Consider the following 23,482-nt stretch of genomic DNA (forward strand, 5'->3'; position numbering starts at 1 on the left):
AACAAGCGAAAGTTAGTTTCATATATAGATCCCTCCCTAAATAACAAAGCGCCCGTTCTTCAACGGGCGTTTTGTTTTATTGACGGTTTTTAATTATCTTTTTTCAATGATTCTAATGATTCAAGCCTTCTTTCCAATTCTTCTATTTTTTCTGTGTAATACAAATTATCGTTACATAGTTTATAGACCAAGTCCGTTCGTGCCCTATCGACTAATGTGCGATATCCGGCACACTGCTCATACGGTATGTGTATATGATATACAGCGCCATTGTCAATCAAGAATAATATTTTCAAATACACACGGTCATCACTCACATCCTCGATTCGCAGATTTTCAAGACACGCAGACAATTCCACGCCAATCATTTCCGGTCTCTTTTCATATTTCTTTTCCAAAAATGCTTTTACATTTTCATAAAAACCTATATCATTGCATAATTCAATATCTTTCAATGTCGGTTGATACGGGTGGCACAGTATTTCATTATGTGCCGAAACCGGCGACTCATCTAAAACACTTTGTCCTTCTCCCAAAGGTTTTGCCGGCACATATCGAATAAAACTAAACCGTTCGTTTACTTTGCAGAAGAAGTCATAGTCATCTAACAAGAGAATACAATCGAGAATAGCATAAGGCTTATTTTCAATAATAATGAACAAACTGCTACTTTCTATTTCTTGATATGGGCACTCGTTCTTGTAAAAATCATTAATTGCCTTAGATGCTTGACCATACTCTTTCGTATCTTGAATAAGTTTTAATGCCTTTTCATCATTTTCACACGACGGAACACCATTGAGAACCAAATCCAAACTTACCTCAAACACCTCTGTAATTTTTTTTATTGACGCAATATCAGGTTCGTTTTCTCCGGTTTCCCATTTGCTAATCGTTTTATCCGAAACATTCATTATCGTAGCCAAATCTTTTTGCGTCATTTTACGACTTTGCCGCAAATTACAAAGTCTTTCCCCTATAGATAGTGTTTTAAACATATTATTAATCCTCCGTAATCATTCTTATTGAATTAGTTCAGTTTGCCTAACTCAAATTAATTATATCACACTTTCCTCATTTCTTAACAAAAATAACTCTTATATGAAGTAGACGAAACAGAGAATCTCGCTCTTTAATAAAGATATTACTATCACCAATACTAACCAAAGCGTAGAATTGCAAAAACAACGAAAAAGCGCAACCCATATAGGTTGCGCCGTTTTCTCAACAGTTTGGTTTACTTCTTCGCCAACAGGTCGCGGATTTCGATCAGCAACGCTTCGGTAGTAGGCTTCGCCGCTTCCGCTTCGGCCTTTGCTTTGGCTTCCGCCTCGGCTTTCGCTTTGGCCGCCTCTTCTCTTGCCTTCTTAATCTTGGCGAGGTTCTTCTTGGTGAGTTTGCCGCCCACGGATGCTTTCTCCTCGTTGGTCAGGCTTGCCAAAAACTCCGCGTCTTTCTTCAGTCCGCCCATTCCGCTACGCAAACTGTTGATGGCTTTCACCAACACAAACAGCACGATAGCGGTGAGGAGGAAGTTGATGATGGCCATAATGAACGCGCCCCAATCGATAAAGTTGGTGCTCGCCCAGTCCACCACCATTTGACCGGTCGCCTCGTCTTTCATATACACGGCCTCGCCCAAGATGGTGCGCAAACCGCTGATATCGCCCATGGGGATCCAGTTGATGAGGGGCTTGAAAATGTGATTGACCAACGCGTTGACGATTGCCGTAAACGCGGCGCCGATGATCATACCTACGGCCAGGTCTACCACGTTGCCGCGGGTGATGAACGTCTTAAACTCTTTGAATAGTTTTTTCATACGTTACCTCCTTCGTTTTGCTCATTATAACACCATCCGCCCGCCAAGTCAAGCGGGCTTTTTGACTTGACAAAAATAGTTTATTGCCCTACAATATATTATTATATATCGCCTACGGGCACAAAGGGGCAGAATGAAGACGGCAGCCAACGCGGACAAATGGTTTCAAAGCAGCGTGGTATATCACGTATACCCACGTACGTTTTGCGACGCGTTGGGCGTAGGCACGGGCAACGTCGAAGGCATCATCGGCAAATTGGACTATATCCAGCGGCTCAACGTCAACACCCTCTACGTGCAGGACATCGACCGCGTTCTCCCCGACCTCGACAGCACGGACGACGACGAAGCGCGCCTTCGGTCCACGTCCACCCTTCTTTCTCTTTCCCGGGCGTTACACGAGCGCGGTATGCACCTCATCATCGACCTTCCCACGGCGTACACTTCGCCCGCGCACCCCTGGTTTTTGCAATGCACCAAGGGCGACGGCGCTTTCGCGGACTACTATATCCGCCGCCAAGGCAAAGGCGCCGAGGGCAAGCGTCTTCCCGATGGCCGCCGCGTCGCGCGCCGCAGCGTTTGGACGAGGGGGGACGACGGCTACTGGTATATGCACGCGGGCGATTGTCCTCTCCTCGACTGGGGTTCGGCCGCCGTGCGCCGTAGTCTATTCGATATGGCCGCACGCCGCCTTTCTTTCGGTGTGGACGGCTTCGTCATCAACGTCAAAGATATGCACACCGCCGCCTACGCCGACAAGAAGACCGCTATGGACAAAGACGCGGTGCGCACCGCGCTGTCCGCTTTCGTCGAGGCCCTTCGCGGCGTCTCCCCCGTCGCCGTCGTTCTGGACGTAGGCGCGGCGCCTCTTGCCGACGCCCAAGCGTTCACCTTTGCCGACGGCATTCGCTCGTCACGGCACCTGCCGCAAAAGGCGTTCGGCTTCGTCAAGCCCAATCACGTCCGCTTCAAGCGCACGTTGGGGCTTTGGCAGCAAGGCTCTTTCGCACGGTTCGCCCCCTCGCTCTATCTCGAGAGCGCCGACCTGCCCCGCTCGCTCGGCTGGTTTACGGGCGACTACGGCGCCTACCGCAAAGAGGCGGCCTGCATGACCGCCACCGCCACGTTTATGCTGCGCGGCACGCCTTTCATCTACCAAGGGCAGGAGATCGGCATGACCAACTTCCCCTTCAATCGGGTTTCGGACGTCACGGACGAGCGGCTCCGCTCCCTCACGAAGGTCAAGTTGCTGTCCGCCGTGCCCTTCCTCAATCGCGCGGTATTGGGCTACCTCGGCGATATCGCCTGCGACAACGCCCGCACGGCCATGCAATGGACGGCGCTACTGCCCAACGCGGGGTTTACCACGGACGGCACGCACCGCGTACCCGTCAACCCCAACTATATGCAAATCAACGTACAGGACGCTTTCGAGCGCGACGACAGCGTTTTCGCCTACTATCGGCGGCTTCTCGCTCTGCGCAATAGCGCGGAATACGCCAACGTACTCCAAAAGGGCACCTATTGCGAATACTATCGGCACAACAAGGACCTCATGGTCTATACGCGCAGTTACAAGGGCGTCACCCTCATCGTCGTATGCAACCTGCGCAACGCGGACGTGCCCTTCGTCCTTCCCGACCGCATCGCATTCAAGGACTGCACCTTGCTCGCCGCAGGCTACGATATGCCCGCACACCTGGGCACGGTGACCTTGCGCCCCTACGAATGCGTGGTATATCGACTCGACTGACAATATCCATCTATCAAGGAGAAAACTATGAATATTGCTTTTTACATCAATTACGGATTCTATCAAGACGCGCGCACCGCGCTTTCCCGTCTCAAAGCCCACGGCGTAGACAAAGTCGTCACATGGATCGACCACGACGTGGAAGCGACCGCCACCTTGGGCGAGCACGAGTTGTTTTCCTATGTCAAAGACAACGCCTTACAAATAGACGCCGCCATCGTTCCCCACGACAACTTGCCCTACCTGTCCAACACGCGCTACGGGCGCAAGGACGCCATCAAGGCCTACAAGCAAGCCGTCCTGACCGCGGTGGACAACCACGTTCCCCTGCTCGTGATGGACGCCGCGCCTCTCTCCGCGCCCTACGTAGAGGCGCTTCGGGAGATTTGCGCCTACGCTTCCGAAAACGGCGTTATCATAGCCCTTCGCGACGCGGCGGACGCGGACGTCATCGGCATTCTATCCGAGGTAGACGACCTCTATTATTGTCTTGACACGGCGCAATGCATCAAGCATCATTTGGACGTTCCCGCCCGCGTGGAGGCCCTCAAATCCCGCCTCGTTTACGTCATTCTCTCGGACGTGGGACACAATGACGAACGCTGTCTTCCCACCTACGGCAATACGGATTTCGCGCCCATTCTCGCCGCCGTCAAAGCCTCGGGCTACGTCGGCACCTACGCCGTCTACGCGTCGAGCGCCAAAGGTATCACGGATGCGGACGCCTTCATCGAAGCGGCCAAATCCATCGTCAAATAGCGTTTCGCTTTCTACCGAAAAGGCTGTTGAAAATCGCGTTTCAACAGCCTTTTTCGTTACGCCCGACCTTCGGTCGAACGCGAATATGCGTTCCTTTTTATTTGTTGCGCAAGAATTCGTCTATACCGACGGCGGCCACTTTGCCCGCGCCCATCGCCAAGATCACCGTTGCCGCGCCCGTCACGGCGTCACCGCCCGCGAACACGCCGTCCACCGTGGTCATACCCGTCTCCTCGTTGATAACGATACCGCCGTAAGGCCGCACCTGCAACCCCTTGGTCAAAGACCGTATAAAGGGATTGGGCGAGGTGCCCAGACTCATAATGACGGCGTCGGCCTCGATGGTGAACTCGCTATCGGGCTTGACGACGGGTCTGCGCCTTCCGCTTTGGTCGGGCTCGCCCAACGTCATCTCCACGCACTTCACGCCGCACACGTATCCCTTATCGTCCGCAAGGATTTCCACGGGATTGGTGAGCATACGGAAGTGAATACCCTCTTCTTTGGCGTGCACCACTTCTTCGTGTCTTGCGGGCAACTCCTTTTCCGAGCGACGATACACCACGGTGACGTCCGCGCCGATACGCACGGCGCACCTTGCGGCGTCCATGGCCACGTTGCCGCCGCCCACCACCACGGCCTTTTTGGGGCGGGGAATAGGCGTTTTGGAATCGGGCAGATAGGCTTTCATCAGGTTGATACGCGTCAAAAACTCGTTGGCCGAATACACGCCGTTGCAATTTTCGCCCTTGATACCCATAAACTTGGGCAAACCCGCGCCGCAACCCACGAAAATACTTTGATATCCCATCTCGTACAAATCGTCGATGGTCAAGGTCTTGTCGATCACCACGTTGGTCTGTATATCCACGCCCAAGGCCAGCAGATTGTCGATTTCCCTCGTCACCACGCTCTTGGGCAAGCGAAACTCGGGGATGCCGTAGCGCAACACGCCGCCCGCGACGTGCAACGCCTCGAATATGGTCACCTCGTAGCCCATTTTGGCGAGGTCGGCGGCGCAACTCAATGCGCTCGGACCGCTGCCGATGACGGCAACTTTTTTGCCGTTCTTGGGGATATCCGCCTTTACGGGAACGGTATGCGCGTTGTGCCAATCGGCGACGAAGCGCTCGAGATACCCTATGCCCACGGGCTTGCCGTTGATGCCGCGCAGACACTTGCCCTCGCATTGCGTTTCCTGCGGACAAACCCTGCCGCACACGGCGGGCAAATTGTTGCTCTCGGCGATGATTTGATAGGCTTTCTCGAATTCGCCATTGGCCACCTCGCGTATAAACGCGGGGATATTCACGCACACGGGGCATCCCGTACAGCACGGATGATTTTTGCAATCCAGACACCGCGAGGCCTCGGCGAGCGCCATCTCTTCGGTATAGCCGAGCGCCACTTCTTCAAAACTCTTATTCCGTTCCTCCACGGGCGCGGTCGGCATTTCGTTGCGTTCCATTTTCAAATTTGCCATAACTAATTCCCCTTTTTCAGCAAGTTGCAATTATCTTCGCGCTGGTGCCGCTCGAAATCACCGAAGCGGCGGTTACGGCTCATCACTTCGTCGAAGTCGATGAGGTGCGCGTCGAAGTCGGGCCCGTCCACGCAGGCGAACTTGGTCTCGCCGCCCACGGTCAGGCGGCAACCGCCGCACATACCCGTGCCGTCTATCATAATGGGATTCATACTCACCATGGTCTTGACGCCGTATTTCTTGGTGAACAAACTCACGAACTTCATCATGATCACGGGGCCGAATGCCAGCACTTCGTCGTAGTTTTCCCCGTCCAATATCAACTTCTCCAACGCCTCGGTCACGAGGGCTTTTTGCCCGAAACTGCCGTCGTCCGTCACAAAGACGCACTTATCCGAGACGGCCTTCATGTCCTCTTCCAATATCAAGAGGTCCTTGTTGCGGAATCCGGCGATGATATGCACCTCCGTCCCCTGCTCGTGCAAAGCACGCGCCACGGGATAGGCAATGGCGCACCCCACGCCGCCGCCCACGACGGCCACCTTTTTCAATCCTTCTATTTCGGTCGGCTTGCCCAAAGGCCCCACGAAGTCCTGTATATACTCGCCCTCGGCCAGCGAGTCGAGTTGCATGGTAGAAGCGCCCACCACCTGATACACGATACTGACGGTGCCTTTCTCCCTGTCGTAATCGTTGATGGTCAAAGGGATGCGCTCCCCGTCCGCGCCCGCCCGCAAAATGATAAACTGCCCCGCTTTGGCCCTTTTGGCGACCAAGGGTGCGTCGACCACCATTTTCACGACGGATGCGTTGAGTTGTTCTTTTTTCAAAATCTTATTCATAAAACCAACACCTTTGTATAAGTCTATATACCAATTATATAATTTTTTGCGTCCAATACCAAAAAAAAATAGCCCTTTTCGACTATTTTTTTCTCGAAACGAACTATTTTTTACGCGATTTCGGTCAAACCCGCCCGTTCAATCCCGTTCCGCCAACTTGCGGTAATCCACCTTGCCCATCGGCGTCACGGGCATTTCGTCCACCACTTCTATCTCGCGCGGCACGCAATACTTGGTCAGTTGCCGCTTCAAATGGTCGGCCACGGCGGATTTCACGCGCTCGCCGTCCCCCTCGTGGACGGTCAACCACAACTTGACCGACACCTTGCCGTTACGCCTTTTTTCGGTGACGGCGGCTTTTTCCACGCCCGCCACCTCGTAGGCGAGTTGCTCGATCTCCTGATGGTACACGTTGACGCCGGCGATGATGCTCATACGCTTTTTGCGCCCCACGAAGTGATAATAACCCTCTTCGTCGCGGTAGCCGCAGTCCCCCGTATGCAGCCAGATTTTATCCTCGTTACGGCTCAGCACCCCCTCGGGCGTGGCGTCGCGATAGCCGCCCATCACCGTCAGCCCCGACACGCATATCTCGCCGCGTTGGTCGGCGCCGAGCCTATGGCCGTCCTCGTCCATCACGCACATTTCCACCCCCACCACGGGCTTGCCGATACTGCCCGCCTTGTCTTGTATATGAGGAGAGTTAGCACAGCACACCGCCACGGTCTCGGTCAACCCATAGCCCTGATACAAGCGGCATCGACTGCCCGCCTCTCGGCACAGCGCGTCGAACTGCGTTTTGAGTTCGGGGCTCATGGCGTCGCCCCCGCAATAGGCGTTTTGCAATGTGGCGATATTCTTCCCCGCGAACGCCCCCGTAGCCAGCATTTTCTCGTACATCGTGGGCACGCCGACCAGCAGATTGATCTTGTTTTTGCGAATGATGCTCACGCTCTTCTTGGGGTCGAACGAGGCTTGCAACACCACGCGGACGCCGTAGGGCAACATCGCGTGCAGGCACACGCCTATGCCGAAGCCGTGGAAGATGGGCAGCACCATCAGCATCGCCGTCTTGCCCACCTCGGGCACGTCGGTCAGGTGAATGACCGCGTTGGCCTCCGCGTTCATCATGGTATTGGTAATGGGTATGGTCTTGGGTATGCCCGTCGTACCGCCGCTATGCAGATACATACATACGTCCTCGCCCCGCCCTTTCACTTGGGCGACGGGCGCCAAGGCTTTGCCCGCGTCGTACACCTGCACTTGGGCGCGAGGACTTGCGGCTATCGCCTTTTTGAGGGCGCTCTTCCTCACCTTGTTGACGGATTGAATGACCGCGGCCACGGGGCGGGCGAAATACTCGCCTGCGGACAACAAGAGGATTTGCACGTCCCCTTTGGTCAACACGGGGTATTGGTGCAAAAACAATTTGTCAAAGCACAGCAATACGCGGCTTCCGAGCCGCTCCATCTGCTGCAATACCGACTCGGGCGGCGTAAGGGGGTGCAATACGCTGCACACCGCGCCCAAATAATTGATGGCGTATATGGCGGCCACCGCCACGGGCAAATTGGGCATACAAATGGTCACCACGCTGCCCTTCTCCACGCCCATGGCCGCGAGCGTAGCGGCCATACGCTTCGTCGCTCGGTCCAATTCGCCGTGCGTCAGCGACTTGAACATAAATTGCAAGGAGATACGGTCGTCAAGGCCGCGCATACCGCGCCGCCAATATTCGTACGTCGAACAATCGAAGTCTGTCGGGTTGCTGTCGTTAAATGTCAATGTCGTCGTCATCGTCCCCATCGGGCAAAGTCGGGGCAAAGGTCTTTTGCTCCAGCACTTCGTCACTCCTTTCCAATATTACGGTCTTTTTCTCTTCTTCCGCCCGCGCTTTGGCTTCTTCTTCCTCGCGGCGGAGATCTTCTTCCACCTGTTTGGCGCGCGCTTCGTCCGCCTCTATCATCTTGGCGATGATCTCGTCCTCGTTGGCGTTATTGTCCAACCCCAATCCCGACAAGGTGTCTTTCAAGGTGCGGTCGGACGTGCGCAGACGCGCAAGGCGTTGTTTGTATTGTTGGTATTTCTCCTCTTTCTCGCGCAGAGCGATGCGCTCTGCGGGCGTCAATTCGCGCTCCACCGTGGTCTCGTCGAACGCTTCGATAAAGCTGTCCAACTCCTCGTCCTCGTCGGGTTTGGCCGTTGCTTTGGCGGTAGGCGCGGCCACTTGTTTGGTCGCGTCTTCGGCCAGTTTCTTGTTGCGGCGCGCCTTGGATACGACCACGACGACCACCACCACCACGACTGCCAGCACCACGCCGCCCGCGATGAGCCCGATCAAGAGCCAGTTGATCTCGCGTTGGGCGCATATCACGTACTTCGCGGCCATCGTGCGTTGCGTAAAGACGACGTACTCGCCTTCTTGCACGAAGTCCAACTGCACCCATTGATCGCCCTCCGCGTACAACACTTTGGTATTGCGCAGATTGGACGGCGCCGCCAAGCGGAAGGTGATATTGCCCGACTCTGCGCTCACGGGATTGGACACCTCGTACACCGTCACGACGTGGTAGCCCGACAAAGAGGCTACGGCGGCGCCGTAACGGCTGTTGACGCCCTTCTCTACGGTCAAGGTCTCGGTCGTATTGAAGCGGCCGGACACCTCGAACGCGCTGTCGTTGGTGGGCAAAGACAGACTCTTGATGGTCAATTTGACGGGCGCGTACTGCACCCTGTAATTCTTCAGCACGTCGCTTTGGCTTTGCACCAACTCTACGGTGTATACGCCCACTTCGGTCGGCGTACCCTCCACCGTTTTGCCCTCGCTGTCCTTATAGGACAGACCAAAGGCGGCGTTGAGTTGATTGAACTCGGCGTCCGACACGTCCATATCCAAGTTGACGTGAACGGTCAGGCGGGGCGAAGCGCCCTCGTATATGGTGAAATTGCCCGAAGAAGAGGTGACCGTAACGCGCAAGGGACGCGGATTGACGTACAACTTGCCCTCGCGCACCACGTTGACGGCGTAGTTGGCGTTGTCGGACGTCACCTTGAGTGGGTATCCTCTGTCGCTACACCCGAACGACGCGTCCAGACTATCCGTCCAAGTGCCGTCCGTTTTTTGCACGGACAGGGTCAGATTGGCCAAAAACGCCGTTATATCCGCGGTCAGCACGTCGCCCGCGGGCCACCACAAATGCGCCGTGCCCTCTTCGCCCCGCGTAATGCGCTCGGCAAAGGCCGCGTCGCCGTAGTTGACGTCGTAGTCCCACACCGAGAGCGCCACGTTCCGCTTGGTCACGGTCAGGCCGTTCTCTCCCGCAAAGGTGAGGTCACACGCGTACATAGAGTCGTTTTCCAAGGTGACGTGCACGTCATAACGCCCCACGTCGCCCACTTCCGCCACGGCGCCCGCTTGCCTGTATTCGACGCGCCAAGTGCCGTCTACGGTCTTATCGCCGACCGTGACGGGCGTAGCGGCCGCTTGCTCGCCGTAGGTGACCGAGAGGTTATCCAATCGCACGTCCTCGGCGGTCAACGCCACCTTCGCCACGTCTATCTCGGCATAGCGACGGGCTTGGCCGCAATACAATTCGCTGTCCATTATGACCATGGCACGGTAAAACCCGGGCATGGGCAATTCGGCGGACAAGGCGTAGGGCGACCAGTGCTCGCAATCTCTGCTGTATTCGTAGGTCAAGGTATAGGTGGCGGTATTGCCCTCCTCTATCCATTCGGCGAAATCGTCGCTATCCACGACGTACCCGTCGCCGAGGTCAAACCGCTCGCCGTACGACAGTTGCTGGGCGTAGGCTTTCCAGGATATCCCCACCGAGCATTTGACTACTTCCAAAGGAAGTAGCAAGTCGTCTTCGGTGGCGTTGTAGTTGACGTTGCCTTTATAATGCACGCGCACGGTATAACTGCCCACGGCGGCGGGCGGCGTAAGGCTCCATTCGTCCGTATCGAGCTTGCGATAGGCAAATTCGAAATCGGCGGGCGCGCAGTCCACGTCCCTACCGTCCGCGTCCTTGACGTCGTAGTAGGTGCGCCGCGCATTGTAGAGATCCACGGCGGCGCTTTCCGCCGTGCGATTCTTCTTGTACTCAAAACCAAGGGGACTTTGCACCTGCGACAGTACCACGTCCGCCTTTCGTATTTCGACGGGATACCACCCCGAGGCGGGACAACGCGGATTGGCGTAGTTCCCTGCCGTGCCCACGAAGCTAAACGCGACGTAATAGCGCCCCGCCGTCGCCAGTTGGTCGGTACGCGAAGCGATATTCTCGCCGTCGAGGCTGTACAACGCCTCTATGCGATAGCCCTCGTCCGCTACGCCGCCCTTTTGGACGGAAGCGCCCAGCAAGGCGATGGAAGAGCGCACCGAGCCGTCGTACACGACGGACGCCTCGGCAGAGTCTACGACGATGGCGCCGCTATACGGCGTCACGGCGTACGTATGCGTCGTATCGGCAAGTTTGTAGTTGCCTTTGGTGCGGAATACGGGGGCCACGGTATAGGTACCGCAGCCGATATCCGCGACGTATTCGGCCGTAAATTCCGAGCGGTTGGGATCGTTGGCCACCACGTAGGTCACGTTTGCCGCCAAGTCCGAAAGATTGGGTTCCAACCCCTTGGGGTCTTGCAAGGTCACCTTGGGCAAAATGCGTTGCCCGTATTCCGAGGTCATGCTGTCCTCGTCCCAGACCACGTTGAGCGTCTTTTCCGCTATACGTATTTTATACGTATAAATGGTGTCGTCGATAATGCCCGACACCGTATAATCGGCCACCGCGCCCTCCGCGTCGCGCTTGACGGTAGCCATCATCTCGGCGGGTTGCCAAGCGATATTCTCTCCCGTTTGGGTAGTAGCGCCCAAGCGGATATTGATGCCGTCGTGATAGGTGAACGTGTAGCGCCGCACCATATTGACGGTATCGACGGCGTAGCAATAGCGATTGTCCACGTTGCCCACGGCGCATACCGTATCGCCGTCGTACAACACCAATTCATACTCGGGATCGGCCGCCGCCCTAAAGGAAACGAGGCACAAGCACCCTGTCGCAAGGACGACCAAGGCCGCCAATGCCGCCAAACACCAAATCCATCTTTTGCTGCTCTTTGCGTTCATATCTATCTCCTCTCCCCGCTTATCGGGGTGATCGCTACTCTTTGGGTGTCAAAACCCAGCCTTCCTCGCTCTCGGTGGGCGAGGTGCCCATTATCCTACCGACCGAGACGGACGCACCGACGGAGATATTGCCCGTGGGCGCACCACCGTAGGTGCCCGTGCCGAAACCGACCACGCCGCCCAGATAGCGACCGTCGGTCACGTCGAGGTCGACCGTTAAGGCGACGCTCGTGGTATCCGCGCACACGCACAGTCCTTGCGCGTAGCCCGTTACGCCGCCCGCATACAGCGTGCGCACGTTGCCCTCGAGGCGCATCGTCACCGCCACGTCGGCCACATCCACCGTGCTGTACCCCACCGCGCCGCCTATATACACGAGGTCGGCGGCGGCCCGATAGGTCACGTCCGCCCGCCCCGACACGGCGGGGCACGTCAGTTGCCCGCCAAAGGCGCCCGCGTAGCAGTTGCCGCCGAGGGTGTACTCGGCGTATACGGTGGCTGTACACCCCGCAAGGTTGCCCTTGCCCACGGCGCCCGCGTAGCCATTATTCACCCCATACGCAAAGGGGGTCTCGGCGGTACCTATCACACATTGCTCGACCGTGCCGTCCGCGACGGTGGCGGCCAAAGCGCCCATATAGACGCCGCCCGACAGACTGCCCGAGACGGTCACGCGGTCAAAGAGGTCGCCGATACTCTTGGCGACCACGCCGCCCAACGCCTGCGTAGCGGTCGTTTGGGTGTAGTTTACGTTGAATTGCGAACGGCGGTAGACGCACTCGGTACTGTTGCCGACGGTGCCGAACGCCTTGTCCGCCGTCAGGGTGGCCGTCAGCGTTACGCCGTCAAAGATACATTGCACGGCTTCGCCCGCCAAAACCCCGCAGGGCGCGGCGGTGTCCAAGGTCACCTCGGCGAACTCGAAGGTGATATTGGTGAGGACGGCACCGTACAGACAGCCAAACAGACCGTTGGCCGTGCCGTCGCCCGTCACGCGAATATCCGTCAGCGCATAGCCCCGCCCGTCGATTGCGCCCGCAAAGGCGTTCTTGGGGCCGAACAAGGGCGCGGTTTCGCCCACCGCGATATTGCCGACCAAGGCGAAATACGCGGTAGGATGCTCGTCGAGCAAGGCGAGGTCCGCCGCCTCGGACAACAGGTAGGGCTTGTGTTCGGTGCCGCTCTCCTCGTAGTCCACGACGAACGAGACCGTCTCGCTGTACAGGCTGTCCCGATAGTAGGGGTAGGCGCTCGTCGCCATCACCCTAAGGGTATACGCCCCGTCGTATGTCAGTTGCTTGGATAAGTCCAACGTGGCGGAAGACAGTCTGACCGTCTCCCCACCGTTGATTTGTATAAGATACGCCGCCGCGCCCGACACAGACGACCAAGACAGCGTAGTGCCCTTTACGCGCACGTCGGCAGGCGCCGAGAGCCGTAGGCTCTCCACGTACAACTCCGCCGTATAGGGGGAGTCCAGCACGTCCTGCCCTTCGGCCAAGGTGCGTATTTTGCATATATGCGGCACGCTCGCATCGAGCGCATAGGTATTTTCGTGCAAGACGACGGGATTGCCGTCCACGACCAACTCGTATCCGTAAGCGCCCGCTATCTCGTTCCAAGACAGCGCGCCCTGCGCAAAGCCGAACCCCACGGGAATGGCCACCACCGAGTAGTTGGGATAGACCACGGGCGCGGGGGATTCGCCCTCGCCGCCCTCCTCGTCGGGTTGCACTTCGCCCTCTTGTTCGCCCGATGCGCCGCCTTCTTCGCCGCCTTGCCCTTCTTCCTCTTGCTCTTTGAGTTTTTCGAGGTACTCGTCGAGATCCTCTTCCTCGTTGACGGGATAGTAGCATACGCCCGTAGACCACAGGCTGACGCCGTAGCCCGATTCGCCGATGGCGCGCAGATAGATAGTCAGCACGGTATCGTGCAGATAGACGGGAATCTCGAACTCGGCGCCCTCGCCGTCCGCCGTATCACCTACGGTGATATCAAAGGTATACGCGCCCTGCAAGTCGTCGTAGGGCGTATCCACCAGCACTTGGTAGGACGCCGCGTGCAGGCTCTGGGTAAAGCGCACGACTTTCTTGTACAAATAGGGGTTTTGGGGCGCCGACATCGTCAGCGGCGTGGGTTTGCCGCCCGCAAAGGTGATTTCGTACTGCGCCGAATAGTCGGTGGGGTTGAAGAGATACCCGTCGCCGTCCCCCGCCACGCTCACTTGATAGGTGCCGTCGGGAAGACTCAACGCAATGCGGTTCTGCGAGGTGGAATGCGTGGAGATCACGGTATCGCCCGACTCCACTTTGACCTTGTAGCCCGAACAATTCTCCACCTTGTCCCAGGTGAGATATATCGTACCGTCCGCCACCGTTTCGGTCAATCCCGACGGAACGCCCGAGGCGATGAGGGGAAACGCCAATACGTTGGAAGAAGGGCTATCCGCATAGACTTCGCCGTCCGCGATGGCGACGACCGATAGGCGGGTATTGCGCACGTTGATATAGGGGGAATAAAAATAGCGGTAGGAAGAGCCGCTCACCTCGCGCGAAGAAGCGTTGTCGGCGGCGATTCGACCCACCCTCACGCCGTTTTGATAGACGTCGTAGGCAAGGGCGTGCGAGACCATCGGCCAAGTGACGCGGTGCGTGGCAATGTCGAAGGCGATATCGGGCGCGGACAAGGCGGGCGCTTTGATTTTGCCCCCCGAAGCCTCTACCCGATAGGTGGCGGAGCGGGCGCTGTCGTGGTATTGCGCCCCGCCCACGGCCTGCACCTGCACGGTGAACGCCCCCGTATCGGCGATGGACAGCGCGTATTGCGTCTCTTGTCCCACCGTAGCGACGACGTTGCCGTTGAGATAGATGCGATATCCCGTGGCGTTGACCACGTAACTCCAGCGAAGTATGCCCTCGCCGTTGACTTCGATGACGGTGGGCGTGGTAAGGGTGGCGCGATTATCCACCACGGGTTTGTAGACGAGGGGCTCGCAAAACTCCGAATCGAGGTACCGTTTCGCGTTGCCCACGGCCGCCACGCGGAAAGTGGCCTGCCCTTTGGCGGCGTAGGCGTAGTGATTGGACTTGACTCGCGCGACCTCGGCGCCGTCCACTTCCACGATATATTCCTCGGCTCCTTCGACCGCTTCCCACGACAAAACGCCGTCCTCGTACGCAAGCCCCGAGGGCGCGGACAAAGCGACGGGCTTGCACGCGGCAAGCACGACCGACAGGACGACGGTCAGTAGAACTATGGCAATCGCGGAAAACTTTTTCATACACTCCCACAAGCGCGTGCGCCGACGCGCAACACTACGCTGAGTATAGCATATCACACAATTATCTTCCGCGCAAGGGGGTACGCGAAAATAAATGATACCAATCCTTCCCACCGCCACCGAATAAGTCCCTTCGTCAACAAAACGAACCGCGATCGGCACCGAAGCAATGGGCAAAACAAAGTACAAAAATATGGGCAAGCAATGGGCAAAACAAAGTGAAAAACGATGTGAAATTGTGCGTGAAATTGTGCGTGAAATTGTGCGTGAAATTGTGCGTGAAATTGTGCGTGAAATTGTGCGTGAAAACAAATATTTGTAATTACATAGTAATTACAATTTTTCAAATGGAAACGGAGAACGCGTGCCGCGCGCTACTCCTCTGCCAACGCGGAGAAGACGTCGCCCAACGATTCGTGCAATACGAGCCGCGCGTAGCCGTCGTACGGGGTGGACGTGCGATTAACGAGCACCAAACTGTCCCCTTGGTAGTATTGCAAAAAGCCCGCCGCGGGATAGACCACCAGGGACGTACCGCATACCAACAGCAAGTCCGCTTCCTCGATGGCGCGGATGGCGCCGTCCACCACCGCGTCGTCCAAACTCTCCTCGTACAAGACCACGTCGGGGCGTATCATGCCCCCGCACGAGCAATAGGGCACGCCGTCCGTTTCCAATATATACGAAACGTCGTACTCCCGATGGCAACGCATACAATAGTTGCGCGCGGTGCTGCCGTGCAATTTATACAGCCGCTTGGTGCCCGCCTTCTCGTGCAAGTCGTCGATATTTTGGGTGATGCAGGCGAGCAATTTGCCCTCTTCTTCCCATCGGGCGACCACCTTGTGCGTCACGTTCGGTTGGACGTTTTGGGGCAGCATCTTGGCGCGGTAGAAGCGATAGAACTCGTCGGGGTGCGTCAAAAGGAAACTGTGGGAGATGATGGTCTCGGGCGGATATTTGTACTGCTGACGGTACAAGCCGTCCTGCGAACGGAAGTCGGGAATGCCGCTCTCGGTCGATACGCCCGCACCGCCGAAGAACACGATCTTGCGCGCTTTTTTGACGAGGGATTTGAGTTCGTTCAATTTCGCATTATCCATAGTTACCTCCCGATTTTTGCGGTTTCTCGCCCTATTGTACCTAAAAACGGCGATTTCTTGCTATATTGTACCATACAAACCGCGGTTCCTTGCGGTTTCATACGCTGTCGCACCGGCGTTTTTTGCTTAGTTGTACCGGTGTTTTTTACTTAGTCGTACCAACGTTTCTTGCGTTGTCGTACCGTAAAAACCGCGATTTCTTGCTATATTGTACCATACAAACCGTTGTTTTGCACCCCAAAAAGCGAAAATTCGCGAGAAATGCGCCAAGGGCTTGCAATACACTCTTTGATTTTGATATAATAAGGCTACGATATTTCGGTAAGGAGCGCGTTATGAACGAATTGCAACGAAGCATTCTCGACCTCATCAAACAAAACGGCCGCTTGTCGGTCGATATGATCGCAACCACTTTGGGGAAGACCGCAGAGGAAGTGCAACGCGAGATGGATATACTCACGCAAAAAGGCGCCCTCGTGACCTACTCGGTGGTGTTGGACGACCAAAACTCGGACAGCGGCGAAGTGGAAGCCTGGATAGAACTGAAGGTGACGCCCCAACGCACGCAAGGCTACGACAGCCTGGCGCAACAGATCGCCGCCTATCCGCAGGTGAAAGACCTGTACCTCATGAGCGGCTCGTACGACCTCGCCGTGACCGTCAAGGGCAATAATCTGCACGAGGTGAGCAACTTCGTACACGAGAAGTTGGCCGTGATGGACAACGTGATCTCGACGACCACGCACTTCATTTTGAAGTGCTACAAAGTGATGGGCGTCAACTTGGTGGACGGCAAGAAAGAAAACCGTCTGCCCTTTACCGAATAGGCGGCGTTTCGGCGGGACAGCCCGCGTTTTTGGATAGTCCATATACTATGTATATGGAATTTGGTCGGATAGACAAATAATGGATTATCGGAAATACCTCAACGACATAGCCCTCGACATCAAACCGAGCGGTATCAGAAAGTATTTCGACGTGCTGTCGAGTATGCCCAACGCCATTTCTTTGGGTGTGGGCGAGCCCGACTTCGATACGCCCTACGACGTGGCGGCGGCGGGTGTGCGCTCGATAAACGAGGGGCGCACGCACTACACGTCCAACGCAGGACTACCCAAGTTGCGCGAAGCCATCGCCAAGTATATGGCCGCGCGATTCGACCTACCGTACACCCAAGACGAGATCATCGTGACGGTGGGTGCGAGCGAAGGCATAGACCTCGCCCTACGCGCCATCGTCAACCCCGACGACGAGGTGCTGGTGCCCGAGCCGAGCTTCGTGGCGTACAGCCCCTTGGTGCGCTTGGCAGGGGGCAAGGCCGTGCCCGTGGACTGCAAAGAGGAAGACTTGTTCAAGTTGACCAAAGCCGCCCTCGAAGCGGCCATAACGGACAAAACCAAGGCCTTGGTGCTACCCTTCCCCAACAACCCGACGGGGGGCATAATGACCGAAGAAGACCTCGAAGAAGTGGCCGAAACGGCGAAACGATATGACTTATTAGTCATATCGGATGAGATTTACGCCGAATTGACCTACGGGGGGAAACATTGCAGCATAGCGACCTTGCCCGATATGTGGGAGAGGACCATCCTTTTGAACGGCTTTAGTAAATCCTTTGCCATGACGGGGTGGCGGCTGGGCTATCTGTGCGCGCCGAAGCCCCTACGGGACGTGATGCTGAAGATACACCAATACAGCCTGATGTGCGCGCCGACCGCCTCGCAGTACGCGGGTTTGGAAGCCCTGCAATCGGGCCTCGAGGACGACTTCGCCTCGGTGGAACGGATGCGCAAGGAGTACGACGTAAGGAGAAAGTACCTCGTGGCCGGACTGAACGCCATGGGGCTGACCTGTTTCGAGCCGAAAGGCGCGTTCTACGCCTTCCCCAACGTGTCCGTAACGGGTATGGACGCGGAGACCTTCGTGGAGACCTTACTCAAAGAACAAAGCCTGGCGGTGATCCCCGGCTCGGCGTTCGGCAGTTGCGGCGTGAACAACGTGCGAATAAGCTATGCTTATTCGATGGAGCAGATACGAGAGGCTCTAAGACGACTGAAACTCTTTGTAGAGGCGCACCGCGTTTAGTTTAGCCGCGAAAAAAATCGAACCGAAAAACCGACGAAAAAACAAATCGGACGGCACGACAAATCCCCTACCCGACGGCAAGAAACGGGGACTGCTTACCGCTCGCAAAGGCGCGCCGTGTTTAGCCAATAGGCAATAGAATGGCTCACCCAAAGAGAGCGAAAACGAGCGAAACGAAAAGCGAAATGACAAATCGAGCGGCACGCCCATAAGGACGTGAGCGCGGACGACGGACGAAAAAAGAGAGGGACGACGCCCCTCTATTTTTTTGTATATTCATTGCATAAATTGAATTTTATACATTGTATATGCAAAATACCGTTAAAAAATCAAGGGGTTTTACACGGTTTTCGAGCGTTTTTGGGCATTTTTTTGCGATTTTTACGCGTTTATGCACGGTTTTTCGCTTCAGCGCGAGGCGCGAAGCGACGGCGAAATCCAAGGCATGGCCTTGGGAGAAATCCGCTCGAACCACGAGCGGGTGAAATCCGACATTCGTCGGGATATGGACAATTATTGATGTCAGAAGTTGGAGATATCAGTCTTTCTTTTGCTTGGTGGGGTTGAGCCCGAAGTAGCGTAAGTAGGAATTGTGACAGTAGCGGGGAACGATGGGACGCTCGCTCTTCATCGCGCCGTCGAAGTCGTAACGACCGTTGACTTTCCACGCGCCGAGAATGCCGATCTTGATGGCGGAGCGAGGGCAAAGGAAGGAACAGCGCATACAGCCGAGGCAATGGTTGCCGAACTTGAATTTGCCGTTGACTTTGGTAATATTATGCGTAGGACAAGCGTTGACGCACTTCATACAATCCACGCACTTGTTCTTGTCCACCCGAAAGCCCTTGCCGATGAGGGGCATGGCGGGATGCTCAATGCGGACGAAGGAACAGACCAAGCGCGCCTTGACGGGAACGTCCATCGGGCGAACGCCCTCCTCGGCAACGAGGGCCGCGTCGTCCACTACCTTGCGAAGCAGCGTCTCGCGCATGAGGGCGACCATATCGTCCGAATGGCGGAAGATGATGTTGTAGGGCATGACGTAGTGAAACTCCGCGCCGAAACGATAGCCCTTGGCGCGAAGGGTGCGAACGATGCGAAGGCTCGAAGCGTTATTGACGCGCAAAGGCTCGCCGCTCGACTTGACGATGAAGCAATAGCGGCCCTCGCCCGCGGGCAAGGATCGGACGAAGCGCTCCACGATGACGGGCGCGTTAAAGCCGTGAACGGGATAGGCCACGCACAGCATATCGGCGTCCACCGTCGGGGCTTCGCCCGCCTCTTCGATGGGCAGGAGCGTGGACGAAACGCCGTGGCCCCGCAAGGCTTCGGTAAGCGCGGTAAGCGCCCGCTTGGTGTGACCGGTGGCCGAAAAGTAGTAGGCGACGAGGGTGCGCATATCAAACGTCCTCCCGAACGCAGGCAACGCCCTCTTCGTCGTAATAGTAGAGATTGTTCTCGTCTTCGTCGTGGCTGTCGTACCACACCTGACGATAGAAGGGATTGGCGCGGGAGAGTCGGTCGAAGTTCCAACGGTTCTCCACGATGCAATCGGGGCACCAATGCCCCGCCTTGAGCACGGTGTAAGGGGAAGCGCGGAAGGTGTGCCCCTCGGCGCAACGCCAGGTGACCTTTTGGTAGCCGTCGCCCGCGACGTAATCGTCGTCAAGGCAGATGCCACCGCGGAAAGAAGCGGCCGAAGCGAGGTCGTCGAAGTCCACCTCGGCGATGGACTTAGCCTCGTCGTAGCCGTGCGAAAGCAGGTGCGACGAAGCGTAGGCCTCGTCGAGTTGGGCTTGGTAGTCGTAGCCCTCGATTTGATTCTTGCTCCAAACGGGGAAATTCGACCAATCGTCGCCGAGGGCCTCCCACTCTTTGCGCCCGCCGAAAAAGGCGTGCGTGCGGCCTTGATTGCCTTCCTCTACCCAACGGGTGGGGGAATTGGCGTCACGAAGCAAGCGCTTGAATACCAAACTGCGAATGACGGCGGGCGGTACGATCTTGCCGAGGGCGAAATAGCGGTTTTTGCGAAGGACGTCCCGCCAAAAATCGTCGAAGGACTTGCTCCGGAAATGGAACATATCCTCTAAGACGCCGCTATCCGAAAACCACATACAATGGAAGTTGCGGGTGGCGTGCCAGTTGGGGCTTAGAAACTGCTCGGTGCCGCCGCCTATCATCGCAAAACCCGCGTTGAAGGTGTCGTAACCCGTGGTGCGGTAGAGAGCGCCGCCGCCCAAGTTGTAGACGCGCCGCCAAAAATCGGGGACTTCGCCCGCTATATCCCGCGCGAAAATATTGCGCAATAATACGCCGCTATCGGTATCCGTGGCCCACTCGATGGGCACGTTGAAAGGGGTGTGGAACATAAGCCCGTCCGAAATGTTGGACATGAGGAGTTTGTCGTAGAGCATACCAGTTTGACGAATGACCGCCCACGCGGCAACACCGCTATCCAAGACCGTGCGCTCGCCGATGAGTTTGCCCAACCCGTAACTGTCGTAGGCGCTGGGAAGAAGGGGATCGCCTACCCTGCCCCACGGATGCAAATAGTTGCGATGGCCGTAGATGGCGACCGTGGAAATGTGTATGAACTTGGGCTGCGGCACGCAGGACTCCACCGCGCGCACCATATTGGCGGCCCCTTCGACATTGGCGTCGCGCGCCAAGTCGGGACGGCGGTCGGCCATAGGGGGAATGACGGCGGCCATATTGAGGACGTAATCCGCGCCCGCGACCAACCGAGAGCAGTCGGCAAAAGATTTGAGGTTGCCAAAGAAAATCTCCACTCTATCCCCGTAAAGGCGAGACCAGCGGCGACCGAGGCGCCGCTCGCGCTTTTCATCCAAAAACAACAAGCGCAAACGAACGCAAGGTAAAGTCATTACCTCACGCACGACGGCTTGTCCCATATTGCCCGAAGCGCCGGACATAGCGATCAAGTAGGATCTCATTGGTGTACTCCTAAGATAGATTAGTGATATTATAAGGGATTGTAAAATAAATTGCAAGTAGTTTTTGTAAAGTGAATTGCACGCTGTGCGTGCGTGAATTGCGCATAGCGCGTGAATTGAAGGCTTGCGCCTTCGTGAATTGCACCTACGGTGCGTTGTGGATAAGATAGACGAAAAAGCCCCCCTACGTAGGAGGGCTTTTGTGTGCAAAAGGCAAAATGCCGAAACGTCTATCAAGCGTTCTTCTTGGCAAGACGCGCTTCTTTTTTGGCCGACTGAATGGACAGGAAGTCGGGGGCTTCGCCGTGCTTGACGAAGAGCATCATGACCGCGCCCAACGCCACGCAACAGGCCGAGAAGATGAAGAGGGCCTTGCTGCCGCCGATGTAGTCCATCACCAAGCCGCCAAGGATGGGGCCGACCGTCTGCGCGGACATCGTGGCGATGTAGTAGATGCCCGTGAAGCGACCGATATCCTCGGGAGAGGAAACTTCCAAGACCATAGGCAAGGTGTTGACGTTGGCGAAAATGAGGCCGAAGCCCGAAACCATGTAGCACACCATGAAGATGATGGTGGCCGCGTCCGAAGCCTTGTTGACGCAGATGGCGACCAAGAGATAACTGATGACGGCCAAAGCGAAACCGAAGATGATAGACCAACGGCGGCCTATCTTGCGCCCCATAATGCCGACGGGAATGAAGCCGATGGCCGCGACGACCAAGGACGCGCCCGAAACGATGGAAGCGATGCCCGTGGAAACGCCCAAGATCTTGACGCAATAGATGGGCATATTGTTGGCGATGCTGTAGTAGCCGATGAACCACATGAAGATGGAGCCGAGAATGAGCAGGAAACTGGTCATTTTCTTCTTGCCGTAGGACTTGAACATATTGACCTTGGGCGCCTTCTTGGCGGCCTTGTCCTCCGCCTCTTCCTTTTCCTCGTAGACGGGTAAGCCGTACTCCTTGCAAATCTTGTTGCACTCCTCTACCATCTTGCGCTCGCGGACCAGCATAATAAACAGGAACAAGACGAGCGCCAACGACGCCGCCATGGTGCCGAAGATGATCCAATACTGCGTGGCAAGCGGTATCTTCTCGGCGAACATAAAGGTGATGGTGTAGATGAGGAAACCGATGCCGCCGCCCACGCCGCCGATGAGGTTGATCATGGCGTTGCCGGGGGAACGCAAGGGAGAAGGCGTGACGTCGGGCATCAGGCTGACCGCGGGGGTACGAATGACCGTCTGCGCCAAAATGATGAGGATAAGCGCGATGAGGAAGAAGGCGAAGAAGCCCCAATTGACCTCTTTGTTGACGGCGGCGGACACGAAGTCGTTGGCCGTGTCGTCCACGTATTGGGCGTAGGCCTTGGCCGTCTCGTTGAGGGCGTTGTACTCCGCCTCGGTGAGCTCGACGGCTTCCTCTTTGGAAGCGACGGAGAACTGGCCGTCCGAGTAGGTGACGGCGCGACGGGTGTAGGCGGCCGAGCCGATGACGCCCATCACTTTGCCGTTGGAGATCTGCGGATTGTAGAGATTGCTGTAAAACTCGCGGGTATCTGTGGGATGCTCCTCTTTGAGTTTTTCAAAATCCGACTTGCCGATATGCGCGTAGTTGCCGCCCTCGGCCTCGTCGTACCAAGATTCCAAAAGCGCCTTGCGGGTGATTTTGCCCTCGCCCTCGGGATTGGCGATCTCGATGGACGAATCCTCGATTTGGAAGTAGGCCTGGTATTGGGTGCGGATCGCGTTGGAATCGGTGAGTTGGCGCGCGACCGAGATGGGTACCAAGATCATGGCCACGATGGTGATGACCGTGCCGATGACGATGAAGGGGGTGCGACGACCGAACTTCCGTCCCAACTTGGTCTTGCCCGACCGGTCGCTGATGCCGCCGAAGATGGGCAATAAGACCATACACATGGCCGAAGCGATGCCCACGATGACGTTGCGAATGGTGTTGCTGAAACCGAACGCCTGCTCCAAAAGAAGGGGCACGACGAAGTTGTAAACCGTCCAGAAAATCATGACGACGGCAAAACCCAAACCGACCTTGAGCGTCTGGGGATAGTTGAGTTTGAGGTCCCTGCAATCTTTGACGGCAGGCGCCTCTTGCGGCGTCTCGGCAGGGGCCGCTTGCACTTCGGCGTCCTGAGACGTCTCGTTTACCTTGGTTTCTTCGTCCATAGCGTTCTCCTTTGAAAGAAATATATTTTTAGGAAAAAATCCTTTTTTATTGTACCCCACAAAATGCCGCTTGTCAATATG

General features: G+C 56.4%; 16 protein-coding genes. 5 read left to right on the top strand and 11 right to left on the bottom strand.

Annotated elements, in window-relative coordinates; genetic code table 11:
• Positions 1-89 precede the first annotated feature (89 nt).
• Positions 90-998 (bottom strand): helix-turn-helix transcriptional regulator, encoded by a 909-nt coding sequence (locus tag II896_03020; protein ID MBQ4443618.1) that lies wholly within the window; start codon positions 996-998, stop codon positions 90-92.
• 239 nt (positions 999-1,237) lie between these two features.
• Positions 1,238-1,822 (bottom strand): large conductance mechanosensitive channel protein MscL, encoded by a 585-nt coding sequence (gene mscL / locus II896_03025; protein MBQ4443619.1) that lies wholly within the window; start codon positions 1,820-1,822, stop codon positions 1,238-1,240.
• A 133-nt stretch (positions 1,823-1,955) separates the two neighbouring features.
• On the opposite strand from mscL, the gene II896_03030 reads away from it, so the two are divergent.
• Together II896_03030 and II896_03035 are read left to right on the top strand one after the other, a co-directional pair.
• Positions 1,956-3,575 carry a hypothetical protein gene (locus II896_03030; GenBank protein MBQ4443620.1) on the top strand — a complete coding sequence of 540 codons (1,620 nt, stop codon included), beginning with the start codon at positions 1,956-1,958 and terminating at the stop codon, positions 3,573-3,575.
• Positions 3,576-3,602: 27 nt separating this feature from the next.
• On the top strand, positions 3,603-4,334 hold the full coding sequence (locus II896_03035; protein ID MBQ4443621.1) for a sugar phosphate isomerase/epimerase: 732 nt from the start codon (positions 3,603-3,605) through the stop codon (positions 4,332-4,334).
• 97 nt (positions 4,335-4,431) lie between these two features.
• On the opposite strand, the gene gltA is transcribed toward II896_03035, so the two are convergent.
• From gltA to II896_03060, 5 genes are all read right to left on the bottom strand, one after another.
• Positions 4,432-5,817: an NADPH-dependent glutamate synthase gene (gene gltA, locus II896_03040; protein MBQ4443622.1), complete on the bottom strand. Its 1,386-nt coding sequence runs from the start codon at positions 5,815-5,817 to the stop codon at positions 4,432-4,434.
• 2 nt (positions 5,818-5,819) lie between these two features.
• Positions 5,820-6,659 carry a sulfide/dihydroorotate dehydrogenase-like FAD/NAD-binding protein gene (locus II896_03045; GenBank protein MBQ4443623.1) on the bottom strand — a complete coding sequence of 280 codons (840 nt, stop codon included), beginning with the start codon at positions 6,657-6,659 and terminating at the stop codon, positions 5,820-5,822.
• Between the two features lie 138 nt (positions 6,660-6,797).
• Positions 6,798-8,456, bottom strand: coding sequence for an AMP-binding protein (locus II896_03050; GenBank protein ID MBQ4443624.1), 1,659 nt, complete (start codon positions 8,454-8,456; stop codon positions 6,798-6,800).
• Positions 8,434-11,790 carry a hypothetical protein gene (locus II896_03055; GenBank protein MBQ4443625.1) on the bottom strand — a complete coding sequence of 1,119 codons (3,357 nt, stop codon included), beginning with the start codon at positions 11,788-11,790 and terminating at the stop codon, positions 8,434-8,436. The genes II896_03050 and II896_03055 overlap by 23 nt, the downstream gene beginning before the upstream one ends.
• A gap of 34 nt (positions 11,791-11,824) precedes the next feature.
• Positions 11,825-15,070, bottom strand: a complete 3,246-nt coding sequence (locus tag II896_03060; protein MBQ4443626.1) for a hypothetical protein — start codon at positions 15,068-15,070, stop codon at positions 11,825-11,827.
• Between the two features lie 169 nt (positions 15,071-15,239).
• Between II896_03060 and II896_03065 the strand changes: the two genes are divergently transcribed.
• Entirely contained in the window at positions 15,240-15,392 is a 153-nt protein-coding gene (locus II896_03065) for a hypothetical protein (GenBank protein ID MBQ4443627.1), read from the top strand.
• Positions 15,393-15,444: 52 nt separating this feature from the next.
• Here the strand turns inward: II896_03065 and II896_03070 are convergent, their stop codons facing one another.
• Entirely contained in the window at positions 15,445-16,173 is a 729-nt protein-coding gene (locus II896_03070) for an NAD-dependent protein deacylase (GenBank protein ID MBQ4443628.1), read from the bottom strand.
• A gap of 335 nt (positions 16,174-16,508) precedes the next feature.
• On the opposite strand from II896_03070, the gene II896_03075 reads away from it, so the two are divergent.
• Positions 16,509-17,000, top strand: coding sequence for an Lrp/AsnC family transcriptional regulator (locus II896_03075; GenBank protein MBQ4443629.1), 492 nt, complete (start codon positions 16,509-16,511; stop codon positions 16,998-17,000).
• Between the two features lie 79 nt (positions 17,001-17,079).
• Positions 17,080-18,258, top strand: coding sequence for an aminotransferase class I/II-fold pyridoxal phosphate-dependent enzyme (locus II896_03080; GenBank protein ID MBQ4443630.1), 1,179 nt, complete (start codon positions 17,080-17,082; stop codon positions 18,256-18,258).
• Between the two features lie 538 nt (positions 18,259-18,796).
• On the opposite strand, the gene II896_03085 is transcribed toward II896_03080, so the two are convergent.
• From II896_03085 to II896_03095, 3 genes are all read right to left on the bottom strand, one after another.
• Positions 18,797-19,657 carry an EFR1 family ferrodoxin gene (locus II896_03085; protein MBQ4443631.1) on the bottom strand — a complete coding sequence of 287 codons (861 nt, stop codon included), beginning with the start codon at positions 19,655-19,657 and terminating at the stop codon, positions 18,797-18,799.
• Between the two features lies 1 nt (position 19,658).
• On the bottom strand, positions 19,659-21,212 hold the full coding sequence (locus tag II896_03090; protein MBQ4443632.1) for an NAD-dependent epimerase/dehydratase family protein: 1,554 nt from the start codon (positions 21,210-21,212) through the stop codon (positions 19,659-19,661).
• Positions 21,213-21,445: 233 nt separating this feature from the next.
• The gene (locus II896_03095; GenBank protein MBQ4443633.1) at positions 21,446-23,401 is read right to left on the bottom strand and encodes an MFS transporter; all 1,956 of its coding nucleotides are present in this window, start codon (positions 23,399-23,401) and stop codon (positions 21,446-21,448) included.
• Positions 23,402-23,482: the final 81 nt, after the last annotated feature.

The organism is Clostridia bacterium (assembly GCA_017394805.1).
Lineage (GTDB): Bacteria > Bacillota > Clostridia > Christensenellales > CAG-1252 > RUG14300.